Below are 19,202 nucleotides of genomic sequence, written 5' to 3'. Positions count from 1 at the left end.
GGCCTGTCGGCGCCCCTGCGCCATGCGTTTCACCATACCGGTCGGTATGGGAATTTTGTGCGCTGGCAGCAGCGCAACAGGCCCTCAAAGCCTGTCACCACAGGGGCATGCGAGGCGGATATATTGCGGCGCGTTTCCTCGCCCAGCCCTGCCGCGAGGCAACACTCGCTTGCCCCGAAGGCCGTAGATCCGGCAAGCCCGACTTCGACGCGCGCCACCCGCTGCGTTGAAGCGCATCGCATCGTGTCACTCACCCAAACGGAGCACGCACCATGACGAAACCGCAGCGCCTCGCCATCGCAGTCCTTCTTACCCTCCTCGCCGCACCGGCCATGGCCGCCAACTTCACGCTCTGGATCAACGGCCGCAACGGCGGTGGGCAGATCGGCAATTACGACAGCTTCACCTACTGGGGGCCGGCCAGCACGGCGGCCGGCGTGAACAAGAAGGCGGTGAACTGGGATGGCAAGAGCCACATCGCCGAACAGAACTACCTGATCCGCAACGCGCTGGATTGCTTCTGCACCGGCAACAACTGGTGCTACATCGCGGTGCATAGCGCGGGCGACCTGATGATCGGCTACACGATGGCCAACTACGGTGGCTCCACCCGTTACAAGAAGAACCCGCAGCCCGATGCTTCAGGCACCTGCAGCAACAGCGACGGCACCACGCAGACAGGCTGGAACATCAAGTGGATCAACGTTGCGTCCGGTGCCGGCGGCGGTTCCGAACTCGCTGATATCGGCTCCTGGGCGGTGTCCGACGTGCTGACGCAGGATCTGAAGACCACCACCGCCCGCGCGCTTTACAACCACAACGCAACGCGCGCGGTGTCGTTCAATATGTTTGCTGGTGCCAAGGGCACCTTGTATTCCAGCGTGTTGCCGGGGCAGGACGACGAGGTCGTCGCCTATCACTCGACGGGCGGGGTCTCCGGCTCTTCCGGCGCGAGCTTCTGCAATCCGTCCGACTGGTTCTGCAACGATCTCACGCTGGGCACGGCGAACAACGAGGGTGGCTCCGCGAAATGGAGCTACCACACGGTGAAGTTCCGCGACGATGGTGAAGCCTACAACCACTACACCAATGGCGCCTGGGGCGGCATTGTTTCGGTTGTGCGAACCGATGTGGTGAACAATGCCCGCTGAAAAGCGGCCGCATGGCGCGCGCGGCCCCTTGCTGCGCGCCGCCGCCCGCATCGCCGCATTAGCACTTGGCGCCGCGGGGCTGGCATGGCTTCTCTGGCCCGCGGCATCGGCACATCTGGCGGAACGCATCGGTTCCAGCGCTCGCGTATCGACGCCAGATCAGCCAACCTTCGCCGCCAATGCCGCAACGGACGGCGGCAGCCTGATGACGGCCTCCGAGCGGGCGGCCGCGCTTGCCCTGTGGCAAGAGCGCGCCGCACGAGCCAAGGCCGCGTTGGAGGGCTACCGCAAAGCCACCATGTACCCTTTCAGCTCGCGCCCCGCAGCCGAGAACGCAGATCAGCTCTACCCCAACCGGCCAGTCACGGAAGATCGCCCGCTCAACAATGGCAGCGACGAAGCGGATCCCTCGATCCGCATTCTCACCAGTCAGAGCCGCGTGTTCGTCGCCAGCGGCGAGGATGTGGTCTTCATGATCGCCGCACGCGACCGCGACGGCAACCGCCTACCACTGGAGGTCACCAACGCTCGCGCGACCGGTCTGGCAAACGCCGCGAACGCTTCGCCGCAATCGGTGGCGATGCACTTCAATGACCAAGGCCAGGCGGGCGACGCGGAGGCCAACGACGGCACGCAATCCTCAGTGCTGTTGCCAGCGCAAACGACGCTCGCCGCCTTCGACGGCACGATCCGCGTGGAGCTGGCCTTTCGCGCGGGCGAACGCACCGGGCAGCACATCTTCGACGTGGTCTATTCGCCACAGCCACCGGCCTTATGGGCCGGCCCCTTCAAGGATTCGCTGGAAGCGGGCTCGCTCGTCCTCCGCGTACCGATCGACGTGAGGCAGGCAGGCCGTTACATCATCAACGCCCGGGTCGACGACGCCAGCGGCCACGCCTTCGCACTTGCGACCTTCAACGATGAACTTGAAACGGGCACCAAGGAAGTCGCACTCACCGTGTTCGGGAAACTGATCCGCGACGCAAAGCCCAGCTTCCCGCTCACAGTGCGCGACGTCGACGGTTACCTTCTTCGTGAACAAGGCCATCCGGACCGCGCCTTGATGCCAAGGCTCCCCGGAGTCGTCCGCACGACGGCCAGCTATTCACTCAACAGCTTCTCCGACACCGAGTGGCAGAGCGATGAGCGAACGCGCTACCTCACGGAATACGGCAAGGATCTCGACGACGCTCAGCGGCAACTCGCCGCACTCAACGCCGGCCGCTGAATGCCGGAGGTGTTTTCGAAGACGCTACACCGAGCGACAGAGCAAATAAGAAACGCACCGCCCGATCCACTCGGGCGATGCGCTTCCTTTTCGACTTAACGAGCCGAGAGCCGCGGGCTTACTGACCCGCAACGATCGCCTTTGCGGCGGTGTCAAGCGCGTCCTTCGGCTTCTTGCTGCTGGTGGTGATGTCCTTGAGGGCGCTGGACAGGTTCTTCCAGAAGTATTGCATTTCCGGGTTGTTCGGCATCGGCCGCCCCGCAAACACGCCTTCCATCGCTTGCCTGATCTGGGTGTCCTGGAAGAAGTCCCAGAACACCGCCTTGCTCGCGGGGACACCAATCGGCTTGTCGTCATTCACAAGTTTGATACCTTCCGGCGTCAGCAGGAAATTCTCGATCAGGTTGACCGCCGCAGCACGGTTCGGTGAGCCCTTCGGCAGCATGGCGCCGAGCACGCCCACGAACGGGCGTGCAGGCTGGCCTGCGACGGTTGGCAGCGGAGCAATACCGAACTTGATCCCCGCTTTGTGCAGGCCTTCCCAAGCCCAGGGGCCGTTGATCCACATCGCCTGCTTGCCGGTCTTCATCGCCTCTTCGGCATCCGCGTAGGACAAGGCCGGCTGCACAGCGCCAGCCTTGATCAGCTTGACCAGCACTTCGGCCCCTTTCACCGCACCGGCATGATTGATGCCCGTGTCCTTGCCAAGGTAGTTACCCAGCAAATCGCGCTGAAACGGATAGCCACCGTTAGCCGCGAGCATCGGCCATGTGAAGTAAGGGCTTTGCGTCTCCCAGCCCACGGCGCGAATCCCCTTGCCCTTGAGGCTGGCTTCGATCTCGGCGAACTCTTCGTAGGTGCGCGGCGGCTTGTCGATCAGCGCCTTGTTGTAAATCAGCGAGATCGCCTCGACGGCAATCGGATAGCCCCACTGCTTGCCCTGGGTCGTAAAGCCGTCCCACGCGATCTGCACCGTACCAGTCTTCAATGCCGGGCTGGGTTCGACCGGCGTCAGCCAGCCATTCTTGACCCAGTCACCGATGCGGTCGTGCGGCCAGATCCAGATGTCCGGTCCATTGCCCTTCGCCATCGCGGCGGCAAAGGCCTCGGTCGGATTGTCAGGCGTCTCGACCTTGACCTTGATTCCGGTCTTCTTGGTGAACTCGTCGCCCACCTTCTGAAGCCCCTTCCAGCCCTTGTCGTTGTTCACCCAGATGAGCAATTTCCCGTTCTCCCACGCAAACGCGGGTTGGGCAGCCAATGCGCCGGCGAATACGACTCCCGCCAGCACCTTTACGACAAGGCGCGAACATTTCATGACTTGCTGTCTCCTCCGGTTTGCAGCCTGCGGGAATTGGGCGACGTACGTCGCATCGCCCTTTAATGATCAGTCTTCTTATGCCGCGCGGGGCTTGACCCGCCCTGCGGCTTCCTTTGCTCGCGCCCGGGCCGTGTCCGTGTCATCGGCAGTCGCAAGCGCAACGCCCATGCGCCGTCTGACAAAGGATTCCGGCTTGCCAAACAAGCGCAGATCGCTCTCAGGCACTTGCAGCGCTTCCGCGACGCCATCAAACACGATGCCCTTGGCATCGACGCCGCCGTAGATTACCGCACTGGCTCCGGGGCGCCGCAGCGTCACATCAACTGGCAGGCCAAGAATTGCACGCGCATGTAGTTCGAATTCCGAGAATCGCTGCGAGGCAAGCGTCACAAGACCAGTATCGTGGGGCCTCGGGCTGACCTCGGAGAACCAGACCTGGTCACCCTTCACGAAGAGTTCGACACCAAAGATCCCGCGCCCGCCCAAAGCTGCCGTCACCTTCCCTGCGATATCACGGGAACGCTCCAAGGCCGTCGCCGACATCGCCATCGGTTGCCAGCTCTCGACATAATCCCCCGATACCTGCACATGGCCGATCGGGTCGCAGAAATAGGTCTCGACTTCGCCACCCGCGCCCACCGCGCGCACCGTCAGTTGCGTAATCTCATAGTCGAAATCGATGAAGCCTTCGACGATGACCCGCCCCTGATTCACGCGGCCGCCGCGCGCCGCATAGTCCCACGCAGCAGCCAGCTCGTCCGGTGAGCGCACGGTCGACTGCCCTTTTCCCGAGGACGACATCACCGGCTTGATCACGCACGGGTAGCCGATGCCACCGTCGATCGCAGCCCGCAACTCGTCGAGCGAGTCGGCGAATGCGTAGGGAGATGTTGGCAAGCCAAGCGTCTCACCGGCGAGCCGACGGATGCCTTCACGGTGCATCGTCAGCTGCGCGGCACGCGCGGTCGGGATCACCTCTGCCAATCCGTCCGCCTCGATCCGCGCCAACTCGTCGGTGGCGATCGCCTCAATCTCCGGAACAATCAGCGCGGGCCGCTCGGACTCGACCAACGCTCGCACGGCGGAGGCATCGGTCATATCAATCGTATGTGCCCGATGCGCAACCTGATGGCCTGGCGCATTCGGGTATCGGTCCACCGCAATGACTTCGCAGCCCAGGCGCTGCAATGCAATGATGACTTCCTTGCCGAGTTCGCCGGCGCCAAGCAGCATCACGCGGGTGGCCGATGCGGTCAGCGGGGTTCCAAGTGTCATGGATCTCTCCGGATCATATAAACAGCGAATCATGCCGCGCCCACAGTGAATACACCACCGAACCGGTCAACCAGGCCGTGCGCAACAGTGCGGAGAGGCAAAGCCGGAAACAAAAACGCCCACCTTTCGGTGGGCGCTTTCTCCGCCTAAAACACGCGTTTAGACGCCGTTCGCTATGTTCTTCGCGGCAGCATCCAAGGCGTCCTTCGGCTTGCGACCGTTGATGGTGATGTCCTGCAATGCGCCGCCGAGGTTCTTCCAGAAATACTGCATCTCCGGATTGTTCGGCATAGGCTTACCGGAAAAAACGCTCTCCATGGCTTGCCGGATCTGCGGGTCTGCATAGAAATCCCAGAAGATCTCTTTCGACGCCGGAATCCCTAGCGGACGTTCCTTGTTGAACGCCAGCAGGCCCTCAGCCGGAAGCAGGTGTTGTTCGAGCAGCTGAACCGCCGCTTCGCGGTTCGGCGACTTTGCCGTGATCATCGCGCCCAGGACCCCTACAAACGGGCTCGCCGGTTGCCCGTTCAGCGACGGAATCGGAGCAATGCCGAACTTCACACCTGCCTTGCTCAGCCCTTCCCATGCCCACGGGCCGGTCAGCATCATTGCAAGCTTGCCACCCTTCATCGCCGCTTCCACATCGCCGGTCTGTTGGCTGGCATTCAACACCCCTGTCTTCACAAGCTTCTGAAGTACGTCCGCCCCCTGCACCGCGCCCGGATGATTGACCCCGGTGTTCTTCGGCTCATAGTTACCCAACAAGTCGCGCCTGAACACATAACCACCGTTCGAAGCAAGCAGCGGCCAGGAGAAATACGGGTTGTTCACCTCCCAACCAATCGCCGCGACGCCCTTGGCCTTGAGTCCGGCATTGAGTGCAGGGATCTCCTCGAACGACTTCGGCGGTGTGGCGACAAGCGTCTTGTTGTAGACGAGACTCAGCGCTTCGACCGCCACCGGGTAGGCCCACACCTTTCCCTTTGACGTCACGCCATCCCAGGCAACCTGAACGATGTTGCCCTTGAGCGTTTGCGTCACGGCGAGCGACGCGAGCCAGCCGTGCGCTGACCACTCGCCAATGCGGTCATGCGGCCACATGAACACATCCGGCCCGTTACCGGATGCCATGGCCGCCTCGAAGGCGCCGGTCGGGTTCTCCGGCACTTCGACCACGACCTTGATCCCCGTCTTCTGGGTGTAGCTCGCCGCAATCTTCCGCATTCCCTTCGCCGCCCGATCGTCGCCAACCCAGATCAGTAGCTTGCCCTTCTCCCAGGCCATAGCGGGCGCCGAACAAGCTACCAAGACACCGAGCGCCAACGCGCGCACACCACACTTCATCAGACGATTCAACGAATTCACTTGGGATCCTCGTGGGTTATCCGTCCGCAGCACACCAGAGGGATTCTCGGCGCCCTGCCCGCAAAAAAACGAAAAGCGCTGCACGAATGCAGCGCCTTCTTGTAAGCCAAGATACTGATTCAATTGGAGAAGTCGTGCTTGACCGCACTTGCTCGAAGGCCATTCGAGTGAGCAGCGCGGGGACAGGTCACCAGAGGCGCCACGTAACCGCTATCCGACCGTTCTGCGCTTCGCTTCGGGCGCCACTGCCTTCAACAGGTGCATCTATCGCCCCCCGTCAGCGATGGACTTTTGAATCGGCAAGCCGGCGCAACGCGTTCTGACGTTATTAGATGGCGAAGCGAGCCCGACCTCAAACGCCTCATCTGGGTCTTGGGTTCAGTGCAGCGAAACGCAAGCGCGTACGTCGGGCGTCGCGAGGCGCTTCTGTTTCGGCTCAATTGCGGTTGGAGGGTACGACGTGGTTGAGTGGCCCGCTACGGCGGCCACAGAAGATGAGATGCTGAAAAGAAAAACCCCCACCGGCTGAATAGCGGCGGGGGTTTTTTGAATGGGGTAGTCTGACGCTGACCTACTTTCTCACGGGAGACCGCAATATCATTGGCGCGGCTTTGTTTCACGGTCCTGTTCGGGATGGGAAGGGGTGGTACCAAAGCGCTATGGGCGTCAGACTGTAACTGGTAGGCATGTATAGGTTGCGATCGCTGATTTGGCGATATGTCGCACACCTTGATTAGCTCAAGGTTATAGGATCAAGCCGCACGGGCAATTAGTACTGGTTAGCTTAACGCATTACTGCGCTTCCACACCCAGCCTATCAACGTGGTGGTCTTCCACGACCCTTTAGCGAGATCGAGTCTCGAGGGAAGTCTCATCTTGAGGCGAGTTTCCCGCTTAGATGCTTTCAGCGGTTATCTCTTCCGGATTTAGCTACCCGGCAATGCCACTGGCGTGACAACCGGTACACCAGAGATCCGTCCACTCCGGTCCTCTCGTACTAGGAGCAGGCCCCCTCAAACTTCCAGCGCCCACGGCAGATAGGGACCAAACTGTCTCACGACGTTTTAAACCCAGCTCACGTACCACTTTAAATGGCGAACAGCCATACCCTTGGGACCGGCTACAGCCCCAGGATGTGATGAGCCGACATCGAGGTGCCAAACTCCGCCGTCGATGTGAACTCTTGGGCGGAATCAGCCTGTTATCCCCAGAGTACCTTTTATCCGTTGAGCGATGGCCCTTCCATACAGAACCACCGGATCACTATGACCTGCTTTCGCACCTGCTCGACTTGTGGGTCTCGCAGTCAAGCCTCCTTTTGCCATTGCACTATCAGTACGATTTCCGACCGTACCTAGGAGACCTTCGTACTCCTCCGTTACCCTTTAGGAGGAGACCGCCCCAGTCAAACTGCCTACCATGCACGGTCCCCGATCTGGATTCACAGACCAAGGTTAGAACCTCAACGACGCCAGGGTGGTATTTCAAGGACGGCTCCACGGCAACTAGCGTCACCGTTTCATAGCCTCCCACCTATCCTACACAAGCCCCGTCAAAGTCCAATGCAAAGCTACAGTAAAGGTTCATGGGGTCTTTCCGTCTAGCCGCGGGTAGATTGCATCTTCACAAACATTTCAACTTCGCTGAGTCTCAGGAGGAGACAGTGTGGCCATCGTTACGCCATTCGTGCAGGTCGGAACTTACCCGACAAGGAATTTCGCTACCTTAGGACCGTTATAGTTACGGCCGCCGTTTACCGGGGCTTCGATCAAGAGCTTGCACCCCATCACTTAACCTTCCGGCACCGGGCAGGCGTCACACCCTATACGTCCACTTTCGTGTTTGCAGAGTGCTGTGTTTTTATTAAACAGTCGCAGCCACCGATTCTCTGCGGCCCCATCGCCCTTCGGATGTACTCCTACAAGCTACCGGGGCATACCTTCTCCCGAAGTTACGGTATCAATTTGCCGAGTTCCTTCTCCTGAGTTCTCTCAAGCGCCTTGGTATTTTCAACCTGCCCACCTGTGTCGGTTTGCGGTACGGTCACTCTTTGACTGAAGCTTAGAGGCTTTTCCTGGAAGCTTGGTATCAGTCACTTCGCGAACAAGTTCGCTCGTTATCACCCCTCAGCTAAGCCGCGCGGATTTGCCTACGCAGCACGCCTACAGGCTTGAACCGGGACGTCCAACACCCGGCTGACCTAACCTTCTCCGTCCCCCCATCGCATCAAAGAGCGGTACAGGAATATTGACCTGTTTCCCATCGACTACGCATTTCTGCCTCGCCTTAGGGGCCGACTCACCCTACGCCGATGAACGTTGCGTAGGAAACCTTGGGCTTTCGGCGAACGGGCTTTTCACCCGTTTTATCGCTACTCATGTCAGCATTCGCACTTCCGATACCTCCAGCAGACCTCTCGATCCACCTTCGCAGGCTTACGGAACGCTCCCCTACCATGTGTCATAGACACATCCGCAGCTTCGGCTCGTGGCTTGAGCCCCGTTACATCTTCCGCGCAGGACGACTCGACTAGTGAGCTATTACGCTTTCTTTAAAGGGTGGCTGCTTCTAAGCCAACCTCCTAGCTGTCTATGCCTTCCCACCTCGTTTTCCACTTAGCCACGCATTTGGGGCCTTAGCTGGCGGTCTGGGTTGTTTCCCTCTTGACCCAGGACGTTAGCACCCCAGGTCTGTCTCCCGTGCTCGCACTTCTCGGTATTCGGAGTTTGCTATCGCGAGGTAGATCGCAATGACCCCCTCAACGATTACAGTGCTCTACCCCCGAGAGTGATACACGAGGCGCTACCTAAATAGCTTTCGGGGAGAACCAGCTATCTCCGGATTTGTTTAGCCTTTCACCCCTACCCACAGCTCATCCCCTAGTTTTTCAACACTAGTGGGTTCGGACCTCCAGCTGGTGTTACCCAACCTTCATCCTGGCCATGGGTAGATCATCCGGTTTCGGGTCTACGCCCAGCAACTAAAGCGCCCTTATCAGACTCGCTTTCGCTACGCCTCCCCTATTCGGTTAAGCTCGCTACTGAACGTAAGTCGCTGACCCATTATACAAAAGGTACGCAGTCACCCCACAAGGAGGCTCCCACTGTTTGTATGCATGCGGTTTCAGGATCTATTTCACTCCCCTCCCGGGGTTCTTTTCGCCTTTCCCTCACGGTACTTGTTCACTATCGGTCGATCACGAGTATTTAGCCTTGGAGGATGGTCCCCCCATGTTCAGACAGGGTTTCTCGTGCCCCGCCCTACTTGTCGTACGCTTAGTACCATCGATTTGCTTTCGCGTACGGGGCTATCACCCTTTATTGCCGGACTTTCCAGACCGTTCCACTAGCAATTCGATTATCACGTACAGGCTCTTCCCAATTCGCTCGCCACTACTATGGGAATCTCGGTTGATTTCTTTTCCTGCGGCTACTTAGATGTTTCAGTTCGCCGCGTTCGCCTCCGCGCACCTATGTATTCAGTGCGGGATACCTCGTAAGAGGTGGGTTTCCCCATTCGGACATCCCCGGATCAAAGCTTGCTTGTCAGCTCCCCGAGGCTTTTCGCAGACTGCCACGTCCTTCATCGCCTGTGATCGCCAAGGCATCCACCACATGCACTTAGTCGCTTGATCCTATAACCTTGAACCCTGAATTGCTTCAGGCGGTTACAGTGTTTGATTCAAACGCCAAATGTTTCTTTACACCCCATCGCTGGTTCAAAGGATGGAATGTAATTCGATGCAATCACAACCTATGAAGCCCAGCGCTCATCACGCTGACTTCATACATGCCTTCCAGATTTTTAAAGATCGACAGCTGACTCAAGAAGAGTCATGAATGCAGACACCATCTGCATTCATGACGCGACTTTTGACGTAACCAAGATTGGTGGAGCTGGACGGGATCGAACCGACGACCCCCTGGTTGCAAACCAGGTGCTCTCCCAGCTGAGCTACAGCCCCATGTTCCGTGGTACGAGCCGAACCCATCAGTATTTGATGGTGGGTCTGGTTGGATTCGAACCAACGACCCCCGCCTTATCAAGACGGTGCTCTAACCGGCTGAGCTACAGACCCTGCACGTCCGCTGTCTTTACTGAACAACCGATAAGTTGTGGGAGCTCGGCATCTGCTTTGCTCTAGAAAGGAGGTGATCCAGCCGCACCTTCCGGTACGGCTACCTTGTTACGACTTCACCCCAGTCATGAATCCCACCGTGGTAGGCGCCCCCCTTGCGGTTAGGCTACCTGCTTCTGGTGAAACCCACTCCCATGGTGTGACGGGCGGTGTGTACAAGACCCGGGAACGTATTCACCGCGGCATGCTGATCCGCGATTACTAGCGATTCCGACTTCACGTAGTCGAGTTGCAGACTACGATCCGGACTACGATCGGCTTTCTGGGATTGGCTCCACCTCGCGGCTTGGCAACCCTCTGTACCGACCATTGTATGACGTGTGAAGCCCTACCCATAAGGGCCATGAGGACTTGACGTCATCCCCACCTTCCTCCGGTTTGTCACCGGCAGTCTCATTAGAGTGCTCTTGCGTAGCAACTAATGACAAGGGTTGCGCTCGTTGCGGGACTTAACCCAACATCTCACGACACGAGCTGACGACAGCCATGCAGCACCTGTGTTCAGGCTCCCTTTCGGGCACCAATCCATCTCTGGAAAGTTCCTGACATGTCAAGGGTAGGTAAGGTTTTTCGCGTTGCATCGAATTAATCCACATCATCCACCGCTTGTGCGGGTCCCCGTCAATTCCTTTGAGTTTTAACCTTGCGGCCGTACTCCCCAGGCGGTCGACTTCACGCGTTAGCTACGTTACTCAAAGGTTTTACCCTCCGAACAACTAGTCGACATCGTTTAGGGCGTGGACTACCAGGGTATCTAATCCTGTTTGCTCCCCACGCTTTCGTGCATGAGCGTCAGTACAGGCCCAGGGGGCTGCCTTCGCCATCGGTGTTCCTCCTGATATCTACGCATTTCACTGCTACACCAGGAATTCCACCCCCCTCTGCCGTACTCAAGTCTTGCAGTCACAACCGCAGTTCCCAGGTTGAGCCCGGGGATTTCACAGCTGTCTTACAAAACCGCCTGCGCACGCTTTACGCCCAGTAATTCCGATTAACGCTCGCACCCTACGTATTACCGCGGCTGCTGGCACGTAGTTAGCCGGTGCTTCTTCTTACGGTACCGTCATCCTCCGAAGGTATTAGCCTCGAAGTTTTCTTTCCGTCTGAAAGAGCTTTACAACCCGAAGGCCTTCTTCACTCACGCGGCATGGCTGGATCAGGCTTTCGCCCATTGTCCAAAATTCCCCACTGCTGCCTCCCGTAGGAGTCTGGGCCGTGTCTCAGTCCCAGTGTGGCTGATCATCCTCTCAGACCAGCTACGGATCGTTGCCTTGGTAGGCCTTTACCCCACCAACTAGCTAATCCGACATCGGCCGCTCCAATCGCGCAAGGTCTTGCGATCCCCTGCTTTCTCCCTCAGGACGTATGCGGTATTAGCGTAACTTTCGCTACGTTATCCCCCACGACTGGGTACGTTCCGATGCATTACTCACCCGTTCGCCACTAACCTAGGAGCAAGCCCCTAGATCCGTTCGACTTGCATGTGTAAGGCATGCCGCCAGCGTTCAATCTGAGCCAGGATCAAACTCTTAAGTTCAATCCAAATTGGCCAAACTCATCATCACTGACGATGTAGTATTGGCACTCAAGTCTCTTGCTTTTTCGAAACCGAAGTTTCGATTCGCTTCAACCGAGCACCCACACTTATCGGTTGTCCAAATTTTTAAAGATCAACTGCAAACTGCTCAACTTCTTACTGCGCACATCCGACTGCGTCGTTTGTGCTGAGCCGGCTATATTACCAACTCAAAATTTTCTGTCAAGCGCAGTTTTGATTCATCAAAACACTCTCGCTCTTCCAGGGAAGAAAAACCCCCACCGGCTGAATAGCGGCGGGGGTTTTTTGAATGGGGTAGTCTGACGCTGACCTACTTTCTCACGGGAGACCGCAATATCATTGGCGCGGCTTTGTTTCACGGTCCTGTTCGGGATGGGAAGGGGTGGTACCAAAGCGCTATGGGCGTCAGACTGTAACTGGTAGGCATGTATAGGTTGCGATCGCTGATTTGGCGATATGTCGCACACCTTGATTAGCTCAAGGTTATAGGATCAAGCCGCACGGGCAATTAGTACTGGTTAGCTTAACGCATTACTGCGCTTCCACACCCAGCCTATCAACGTGGTGGTCTTCCACGACCCTTTAGCGAGATCGAGTCTCGAGGGAAGTCTCATCTTGAGGCGAGTTTCCCGCTTAGATGCTTTCAGCGGTTATCTCTTCCGGATTTAGCTACCCGGCAATGCCACTGGCGTGACAACCGGTACACCAGAGATCCGTCCACTCCGGTCCTCTCGTACTAGGAGCAGGCCCCCTCAAACTTCCAGCGCCCACGGCAGATAGGGACCAAACTGTCTCACGACGTTTTAAACCCAGCTCACGTACCACTTTAAATGGCGAACAGCCATACCCTTGGGACCGGCTACAGCCCCAGGATGTGATGAGCCGACATCGAGGTGCCAAACTCCGCCGTCGATGTGAACTCTTGGGCGGAATCAGCCTGTTATCCCCAGAGTACCTTTTATCCGTTGAGCGATGGCCCTTCCATACAGAACCACCGGATCACTATGACCTGCTTTCGCACCTGCTCGACTTGTGGGTCTCGCAGTCAAGCCTCCTTTTGCCATTGCACTATCAGTACGATTTCCGACCGTACCTAGGAGACCTTCGTACTCCTCCGTTACCCTTTAGGAGGAGACCGCCCCAGTCAAACTGCCTACCATGCACGGTCCCCGATCTGGATTCACAGACCAAGGTTAGAACCTCAACGACGCCAGGGTGGTATTTCAAGGACGGCTCCACGGCAACTAGCGTCACCGTTTCATAGCCTCCCACCTATCCTACACAAGCCCCGTCAAAGTCCAATGCAAAGCTACAGTAAAGGTTCATGGGGTCTTTCCGTCTAGCCGCGGGTAGATTGCATCTTCACAAACATTTCAACTTCGCTGAGTCTCAGGAGGAGACAGTGTGGCCATCGTTACGCCATTCGTGCAGGTCGGAACTTACCCGACAAGGAATTTCGCTACCTTAGGACCGTTATAGTTACGGCCGCCGTTTACCGGGGCTTCGATCAAGAGCTTGCACCCCATCACTTAACCTTCCGGCACCGGGCAGGCGTCACACCCTATACGTCCACTTTCGTGTTTGCAGAGTGCTGTGTTTTTATTAAACAGTCGCAGCCACCGATTCTCTGCGGCCCCATCGCCCTTCGGATGTACTCCTACAAGCTACCGGGGCATACCTTCTCCCGAAGTTACGGTATCAATTTGCCGAGTTCCTTCTCCTGAGTTCTCTCAAGCGCCTTGGTATTTTCAACCTGCCCACCTGTGTCGGTTTGCGGTACGGTCACTCTTTGACTGAAGCTTAGAGGCTTTTCCTGGAAGCTTGGTATCAGTCACTTCGCGAACAAGTTCGCTCGTTATCACCCCTCAGCTAAGCCGCGCGGATTTGCCTACGCAGCACGCCTACAGGCTTGAACCGGGACGTCCAACACCCGGCTGACCTAACCTTCTCCGTCCCCCCATCGCATCAAAGAGCGGTACAGGAATATTGACCTGTTTCCCATCGACTACGCATTTCTGCCTCGCCTTAGGGGCCGACTCACCCTACGCCGATGAACGTTGCGTAGGAAACCTTGGGCTTTCGGCGAACGGGCTTTTCACCCGTTTTATCGCTACTCATGTCAGCATTCGCACTTCCGATACCTCCAGCAGACCTCTCGATCCACCTTCGCAGGCTTACGGAACGCTCCCCTACCATGTGTCATAGACACATCCGCAGCTTCGGCTCGTGGCTTGAGCCCCGTTACATCTTCCGCGCAGGACGACTCGACTAGTGAGCTATTACGCTTTCTTTAAAGGGTGGCTGCTTCTAAGCCAACCTCCTAGCTGTCTATGCCTTCCCACCTCGTTTTCCACTTAGCCACGCATTTGGGGCCTTAGCTGGCGGTCTGGGTTGTTTCCCTCTTGACCCAGGACGTTAGCACCCCAGGTCTGTCTCCCGTGCTCGCACTTCTCGGTATTCGGAGTTTGCTATCGCGAGGTAGATCGCAATGACCCCCTCAACGATTACAGTGCTCTACCCCCGAGAGTGATACACGAGGCGCTACCTAAATAGCTTTCGGGGAGAACCAGCTATCTCCGGATTTGTTTAGCCTTTCACCCCTACCCACAGCTCATCCCCTAGTTTTTCAACACTAGTGGGTTCGGACCTCCAGCTGGTGTTACCCAACCTTCATCCTGGCCATGGGTAGATCATCCGGTTTCGGGTCTACGCCCAGCAACTAAAGCGCCCTTATCAGACTCGCTTTCGCTACGCCTCCCCTATTCGGTTAAGCTCGCTACTGAACGTAAGTCGCTGACCCATTATACAAAAGGTACGCAGTCACCCCACAAGGAGGCTCCCACTGTTTGTATGCATGCGGTTTCAGGATCTATTTCACTCCCCTCCCGGGGTTCTTTTCGCCTTTCCCTCACGGTACTTGTTCACTATCGGTCGATCACGAGTATTTAGCCTTGGAGGATGGTCCCCCCATGTTCAGACAGGGTTTCTCGTGCCCCGCCCTACTTGTCGTACGCTTAGTACCATCGATTTGCTTTCGCGTACGGGGCTATCACCCTTTATTGCCGGACTTTCCAGACCGTTCCACTAGCAATTCGATTATCACGTACAGGCTCTTCCCAATTCGCTCGCCACTACTATGGGAATCTCGGTTGATTTCTTTTCCTGCGGCTACTTAGATGTTTCAGTTCGCCGCGTTCGCCTCCGCGCACCTATGTATTCAGTGCGGGATACCTCGTAAGAGGTGGGTTTCCCCATTCGGACATCCCCGGATCAAAGCTTGCTTGTCAGCTCCCCGAGGCTTTTCGCAGACTGCCACGTCCTTCATCGCCTGTGATCGCCAAGGCATCCACCACATGCACTTAGTCGCTTGATCCTATAACCTTGAACCCTGAATTGCTTCAGGCGGTTACAGTGTTTGATTCAAACGCCAAATGTTTCTTTACACCCCATCGCTGGTTCAAAGGATGGAATGTAATTCGATGCAATCACAACCTATGAAGCCCAGCGCTCATCACGCTGACTTCATACATGCCTTCCAGATTTTTAAAGATCGACAGCTGACTCAAGAAGAGTCATGAATGCAGACACCATCTGCATTCATGACGCGACTTTTGACGTAACCAAGATTGGTGGAGCTGGACGGGATCGAACCGACGACCCCCTGGTTGCAAACCAGGTGCTCTCCCAGCTGAGCTACAGCCCCATGTTCCGTGGTACGAGCCGAACCCATCAGTATTTGATGGTGGGTCTGGTTGGATTCGAACCAACGACCCCCGCCTTATCAAGACGGTGCTCTAACCGGCTGAGCTACAGACCCTGCACGTCCGCTGTCTTTACTGAACAACCGATAAGTTGTGGGAGCTCGGCATCTGCTTTGCTCTAGAAAGGAGGTGATCCAGCCGCACCTTCCGGTACGGCTACCTTGTTACGACTTCACCCCAGTCATGAATCCCACCGTGGTAGGCGCCCCCCTTGCGGTTAGGCTACCTGCTTCTGGTGAAACCCACTCCCATGGTGTGACGGGCGGTGTGTACAAGACCCGGGAACGTATTCACCGCGGCATGCTGATCCGCGATTACTAGCGATTCCGACTTCACGTAGTCGAGTTGCAGACTACGATCCGGACTACGATCGGCTTTCTGGGATTGGCTCCACCTCGCGGCTTGGCAACCCTCTGTACCGACCATTGTATGACGTGTGAAGCCCTACCCATAAGGGCCATGAGGACTTGACGTCATCCCCACCTTCCTCCGGTTTGTCACCGGCAGTCTCATTAGAGTGCTCTTGCGTAGCAACTAATGACAAGGGTTGCGCTCGTTGCGGGACTTAACCCAACATCTCACGACACGAGCTGACGACAGCCATGCAGCACCTGTGTTCAGGCTCCCTTTCGGGCACCAATCCATCTCTGGAAAGTTCCTGACATGTCAAGGGTAGGTAAGGTTTTTCGCGTTGCATCGAATTAATCCACATCATCCACCGCTTGTGCGGGTCCCCGTCAATTCCTTTGAGTTTTAACCTTGCGGCCGTACTCCCCAGGCGGTCGACTTCACGCGTTAGCTACGTTACTCAAAGGTTTTACCCTCCGAACAACTAGTCGACATCGTTTAGGGCGTGGACTACCAGGGTATCTAATCCTGTTTGCTCCCCACGCTTTCGTGCATGAGCGTCAGTACAGGCCCAGGGGGCTGCCTTCGCCATCGGTGTTCCTCCTGATATCTACGCATTTCACTGCTACACCAGGAATTCCACCCCCCTCTGCCGTACTCAAGTCTTGCAGTCACAACCGCAGTTCCCAGGTTGAGCCCGGGGATTTCACAGCTGTCTTACAAAACCGCCTGCGCACGCTTTACGCCCAGTAATTCCGATTAACGCTCGCACCCTACGTATTACCGCGGCTGCTGGCACGTAGTTAGCCGGTGCTTCTTCTTACGGTACCGTCATCCTCCGAAGGTATTAGCCTCGAAGTTTTCTTTCCGTCTGAAAGAGCTTTACAACCCGAAGGCCTTCTTCACTCACGCGGCATGGCTGGATCAGGCTTTCGCCCATTGTCCAAAATTCCCCACTGCTGCCTCCCGTAGGAGTCTGGGCCGTGTCTCAGTCCCAGTGTGGCTGATCATCCTCTCAGACCAGCTACGGATCGTTGCCTTGGTAGGCCTTTACCCCACCAACTAGCTAATCCGACATCGGCCGCTCCAATCGCGCAAGGTCTTGCGATCCCCTGCTTTCTCCCTCAGGACGTATGCGGTATTAGCGTAACTTTCGCTACGTTATCCCCCACGACTGGGTACGTTCCGATGCATTACTCACCCGTTCGCCACTAACCTAGGAGCAAGCCCCTAGATCCGTTCGACTTGCATGTGTAAGGCATGCCGCCAGCGTTCAATCTGAGCCAGGATCAAACTCTTAAGTTCAATCCAAATTGGCCAAACTCATCATCACTGACGATGTAGTATTGGCACTCAAGTCTCTTGCTTTTTCGAAACCGAAGTTTCGATTCGCTTCAACCGAGCACCCACACTTATCGGTTGTCCAAATTTTTAAAGATCAACTGCAAACTGCTCAACTTCTTACTGCGCACATCCGACTGCGTCGTTTGTGCTGAGCCGGCTATATTACCAACTCAAAATTTTCTGTCAAGCTTTTCATTTTCGCCGCCGCATTCGCGACAACCAGAACCGCTTGAAACCCTACTGCGCCGTTGCTTTCGCTTCGTCAGCAGCAGAGAGGTGAGACTATAGCGACCCCGCCTTTTCGCGTCAACCGTCAAAGCAAATTAATCTGCCAAGTTTGGTCTTACCCTGGAAAGAGCCGAGCAGAGAAACCTCTGCTCGGCCGTCAGACAGCCGTCACGCGTGCGAATTTGCGTTTGCCGACCTGAAGAACCATCACGCTGCCGGCGTTAACCACCAACCCCTTGTCGGACAACTTTTCTCCGTCGGCTCGCACGCCGCCCTGCTCGATCATGCGCATGGCTTCTGAAGTACTCGCAGTCAGACCCGCCTGTTTAAGAAGCTGGGCGATCGCCATGCCCGCGCCGACCTCGACGGTGACCTCCGGAACATCGTCCGGAATTGTATTGCGCTGAAAACGCGCTTCGAAATCGGCCAACGCATCCTCCGCGGCGGCGCGGCCGTGGAAGCGCGTAATGATTTCTTGCGCCAGTTCGACTTTCACATCACGCGGATTGCGCCCAGCAGCCACTTCGGCCTTGAGTGCACCAATCTCAGCGTTCGAGCGGAACGACAGCAGGTCGTAGTACCGCCACATCAGTGTGTCGGAGATCGACATCAGCTTGCCGAACATGTCGCGCGGCGGCTCGTTGATGCCGACATAGTTGCCCAACGACTTGGACATCTTGTTAACACCGTCCAAGCCTTCGAGGAGCGGCATCATCAGCACAACCTGCGGCGACTGGCCGTGGTGCTTCTGCAACTCGCGCCCCATCAGCAGGTTGAACTTTTGATCCGTACCGCCCAGTTCAACATCGGCCTTCATCGCGACCGAGTCGTAGCCCTGGCATAGCGGGTAGAGGAATTCGTGGATCGCAATCGGTTGGTTGTTGCCAAAACGCTTGGCGAAGTCGTCGCGCTCGAGCATCCGCGCCACGGTGTGCGTTGCAGCGAGCTTGAGCATTCCGGCGGCACCCAGCTCGTTGAACCAGGAGGCGTTGAAGCAGATTTCGGTCTTTGCCGGATCGAGGATCTTGAAGACCTGCTCTTTATAGGTCTCGGCGTTTGCAACGACCTGCTCAGCCGACAGCGGCGGCCGGGTAGTGTTCTTGCCAGTCGGGTCACCGATCAACGCGGTGAAATCCCCGATCAGGAACATGACGTGATGGCCCAGATCCTGAAAGTGCCGCATCTTATTTAGTAACACTGTGTGACCAAGATGCAGATCAGGCGCAGTCGGATCGAAGCCCGCCTTGATGCGGAGAGGACGACCAGTCTTGAGTTTCTCGACCAGTTCGGCCTCGATCAGGAGTTCGTCGGAGCCGCGCTTGATGAGTTCGAGTTGCTCAGTGATCGCTGTCATGCCTTCTATCCGGAAACGTGAAATTTGCTACTATCGCCCGCATTTAACCGCGCGGCCAGTTGCAAATGAGCCACACAAAAGTTTCTATTCTAGCGCGGCTTAAGGGACTTAAAGAGCAGGGTCCTGTCTGG

The 19,202-nt window shown here is 56.9% G+C and carries 6 protein-coding genes, 4 tRNA genes and 6 rRNA genes; 2 read left to right on the top strand and 14 right to left on the bottom strand.

Going from position 1 to position 19,202, the window contains the following annotated elements:
* The first annotated feature begins 272 nt into the window (after positions 1-272).
* Both JY500_RS07300 and JY500_RS07295 read left to right on the top strand, forming a co-directional pair.
* Positions 273-1,151 (top strand): hypothetical protein, encoded by an 879-nt coding sequence (locus JY500_RS07300; RefSeq protein ID WP_206255762.1) that lies wholly within the window; start codon positions 273-275, stop codon positions 1,149-1,151.
* Entirely contained in the window at positions 1,141-2,379 is a 1,239-nt protein-coding gene (locus tag JY500_RS07295) for a hypothetical protein (protein WP_206255760.1), read from the top strand. The genes JY500_RS07300 and JY500_RS07295 overlap by 11 nt, the downstream gene beginning before the upstream one ends.
* A gap of 118 nt (positions 2,380-2,497) precedes the next feature.
* Here the strand turns inward: JY500_RS07295 and malE (JY500_RS07290) are convergent, their stop codons facing one another.
* The 14 genes from malE (JY500_RS07290) to tyrS all read right to left on the bottom strand — a co-directional run bounded on the left by malE (JY500_RS07290) (position 2,498) and on the right by tyrS (position 19,071).
* The gene (malE, locus tag JY500_RS07290) at positions 2,498-3,697 is read right to left on the bottom strand and encodes a maltose/maltodextrin ABC transporter substrate-binding protein MalE (RefSeq protein WP_206255758.1); all 1,200 of its coding nucleotides are present in this window, start codon (positions 3,695-3,697) and stop codon (positions 2,498-2,500) included.
* 78 nt (positions 3,698-3,775) lie between these two features.
* A complete protein-coding gene (purT, locus tag JY500_RS07285; protein ID WP_206255756.1) occupies positions 3,776-4,975 on the bottom strand; it encodes a formate-dependent phosphoribosylglycinamide formyltransferase in 1,200 nt (399 codons plus the stop codon).
* 159 nt (positions 4,976-5,134) lie between these two features.
* Positions 5,135-6,463, bottom strand: coding sequence for a maltose/maltodextrin ABC transporter substrate-binding protein MalE (gene malE, locus JY500_RS07280; protein WP_246479820.1), 1,329 nt, complete (start codon positions 6,461-6,463; stop codon positions 5,135-5,137).
* Positions 6,464-6,898: 435 nt separating this feature from the next.
* A 5S ribosomal RNA gene (rrf, locus tag JY500_RS07275) occupies positions 6,899-7,011 on the bottom strand.
* A 77-nt stretch (positions 7,012-7,088) separates the two neighbouring features.
* A 23S ribosomal RNA gene (locus tag JY500_RS07270) occupies positions 7,089-9,974 on the bottom strand.
* Positions 9,975-10,228: 254 nt separating this feature from the next.
* Positions 10,229-10,304, bottom strand: a tRNA-Ala gene (locus tag JY500_RS07265).
* A 37-nt stretch (positions 10,305-10,341) separates the two neighbouring features.
* A tRNA-Ile gene (locus JY500_RS07260) sits at positions 10,342-10,418 on the bottom strand.
* 66 nt (positions 10,419-10,484) lie between these two features.
* Positions 10,485-12,015: ribosomal RNA gene (locus tag JY500_RS07255) — 16S ribosomal RNA — on the bottom strand.
* Positions 12,016-12,333: 318 nt separating this feature from the next.
* Positions 12,334-12,446 (bottom strand): 5S ribosomal RNA (rrf, locus tag JY500_RS07250).
* A 77-nt stretch (positions 12,447-12,523) separates the two neighbouring features.
* Positions 12,524-15,409 (bottom strand): 23S ribosomal RNA (locus JY500_RS07245).
* A gap of 254 nt (positions 15,410-15,663) precedes the next feature.
* A tRNA-Ala gene (locus JY500_RS07240) sits at positions 15,664-15,739 on the bottom strand.
* Positions 15,740-15,776: 37 nt separating this feature from the next.
* A tRNA-Ile gene (locus tag JY500_RS07235) sits at positions 15,777-15,853 on the bottom strand.
* A gap of 66 nt (positions 15,854-15,919) precedes the next feature.
* Positions 15,920-17,450, bottom strand: a 16S ribosomal RNA gene (locus tag JY500_RS07230).
* The 16S, 23S and 5S rRNA genes sit together here with 4 tRNA genes alongside, the layout of an rRNA operon.
* 424 nt (positions 17,451-17,874) lie before the next feature.
* Positions 17,875-19,071 (bottom strand): tyrosine--tRNA ligase, encoded by a 1,197-nt coding sequence (gene tyrS, locus JY500_RS07225; RefSeq protein WP_206255755.1) that lies wholly within the window; start codon positions 19,069-19,071, stop codon positions 17,875-17,877.
* Between the last annotated feature and the right edge of the window lie 131 nt (positions 19,072-19,202).

Origin of the sequence: Niveibacterium microcysteis (assembly GCF_017161445.1) — a bacterium.
Lineage (GTDB): Bacteria > Pseudomonadota > Gammaproteobacteria > Burkholderiales > Rhodocyclaceae > Niveibacterium > Niveibacterium microcysteis.
The sequence above is the reverse complement of the archived record's forward strand: the minus strand, read 5'-3'. Positions and strand labels throughout refer to the sequence as shown.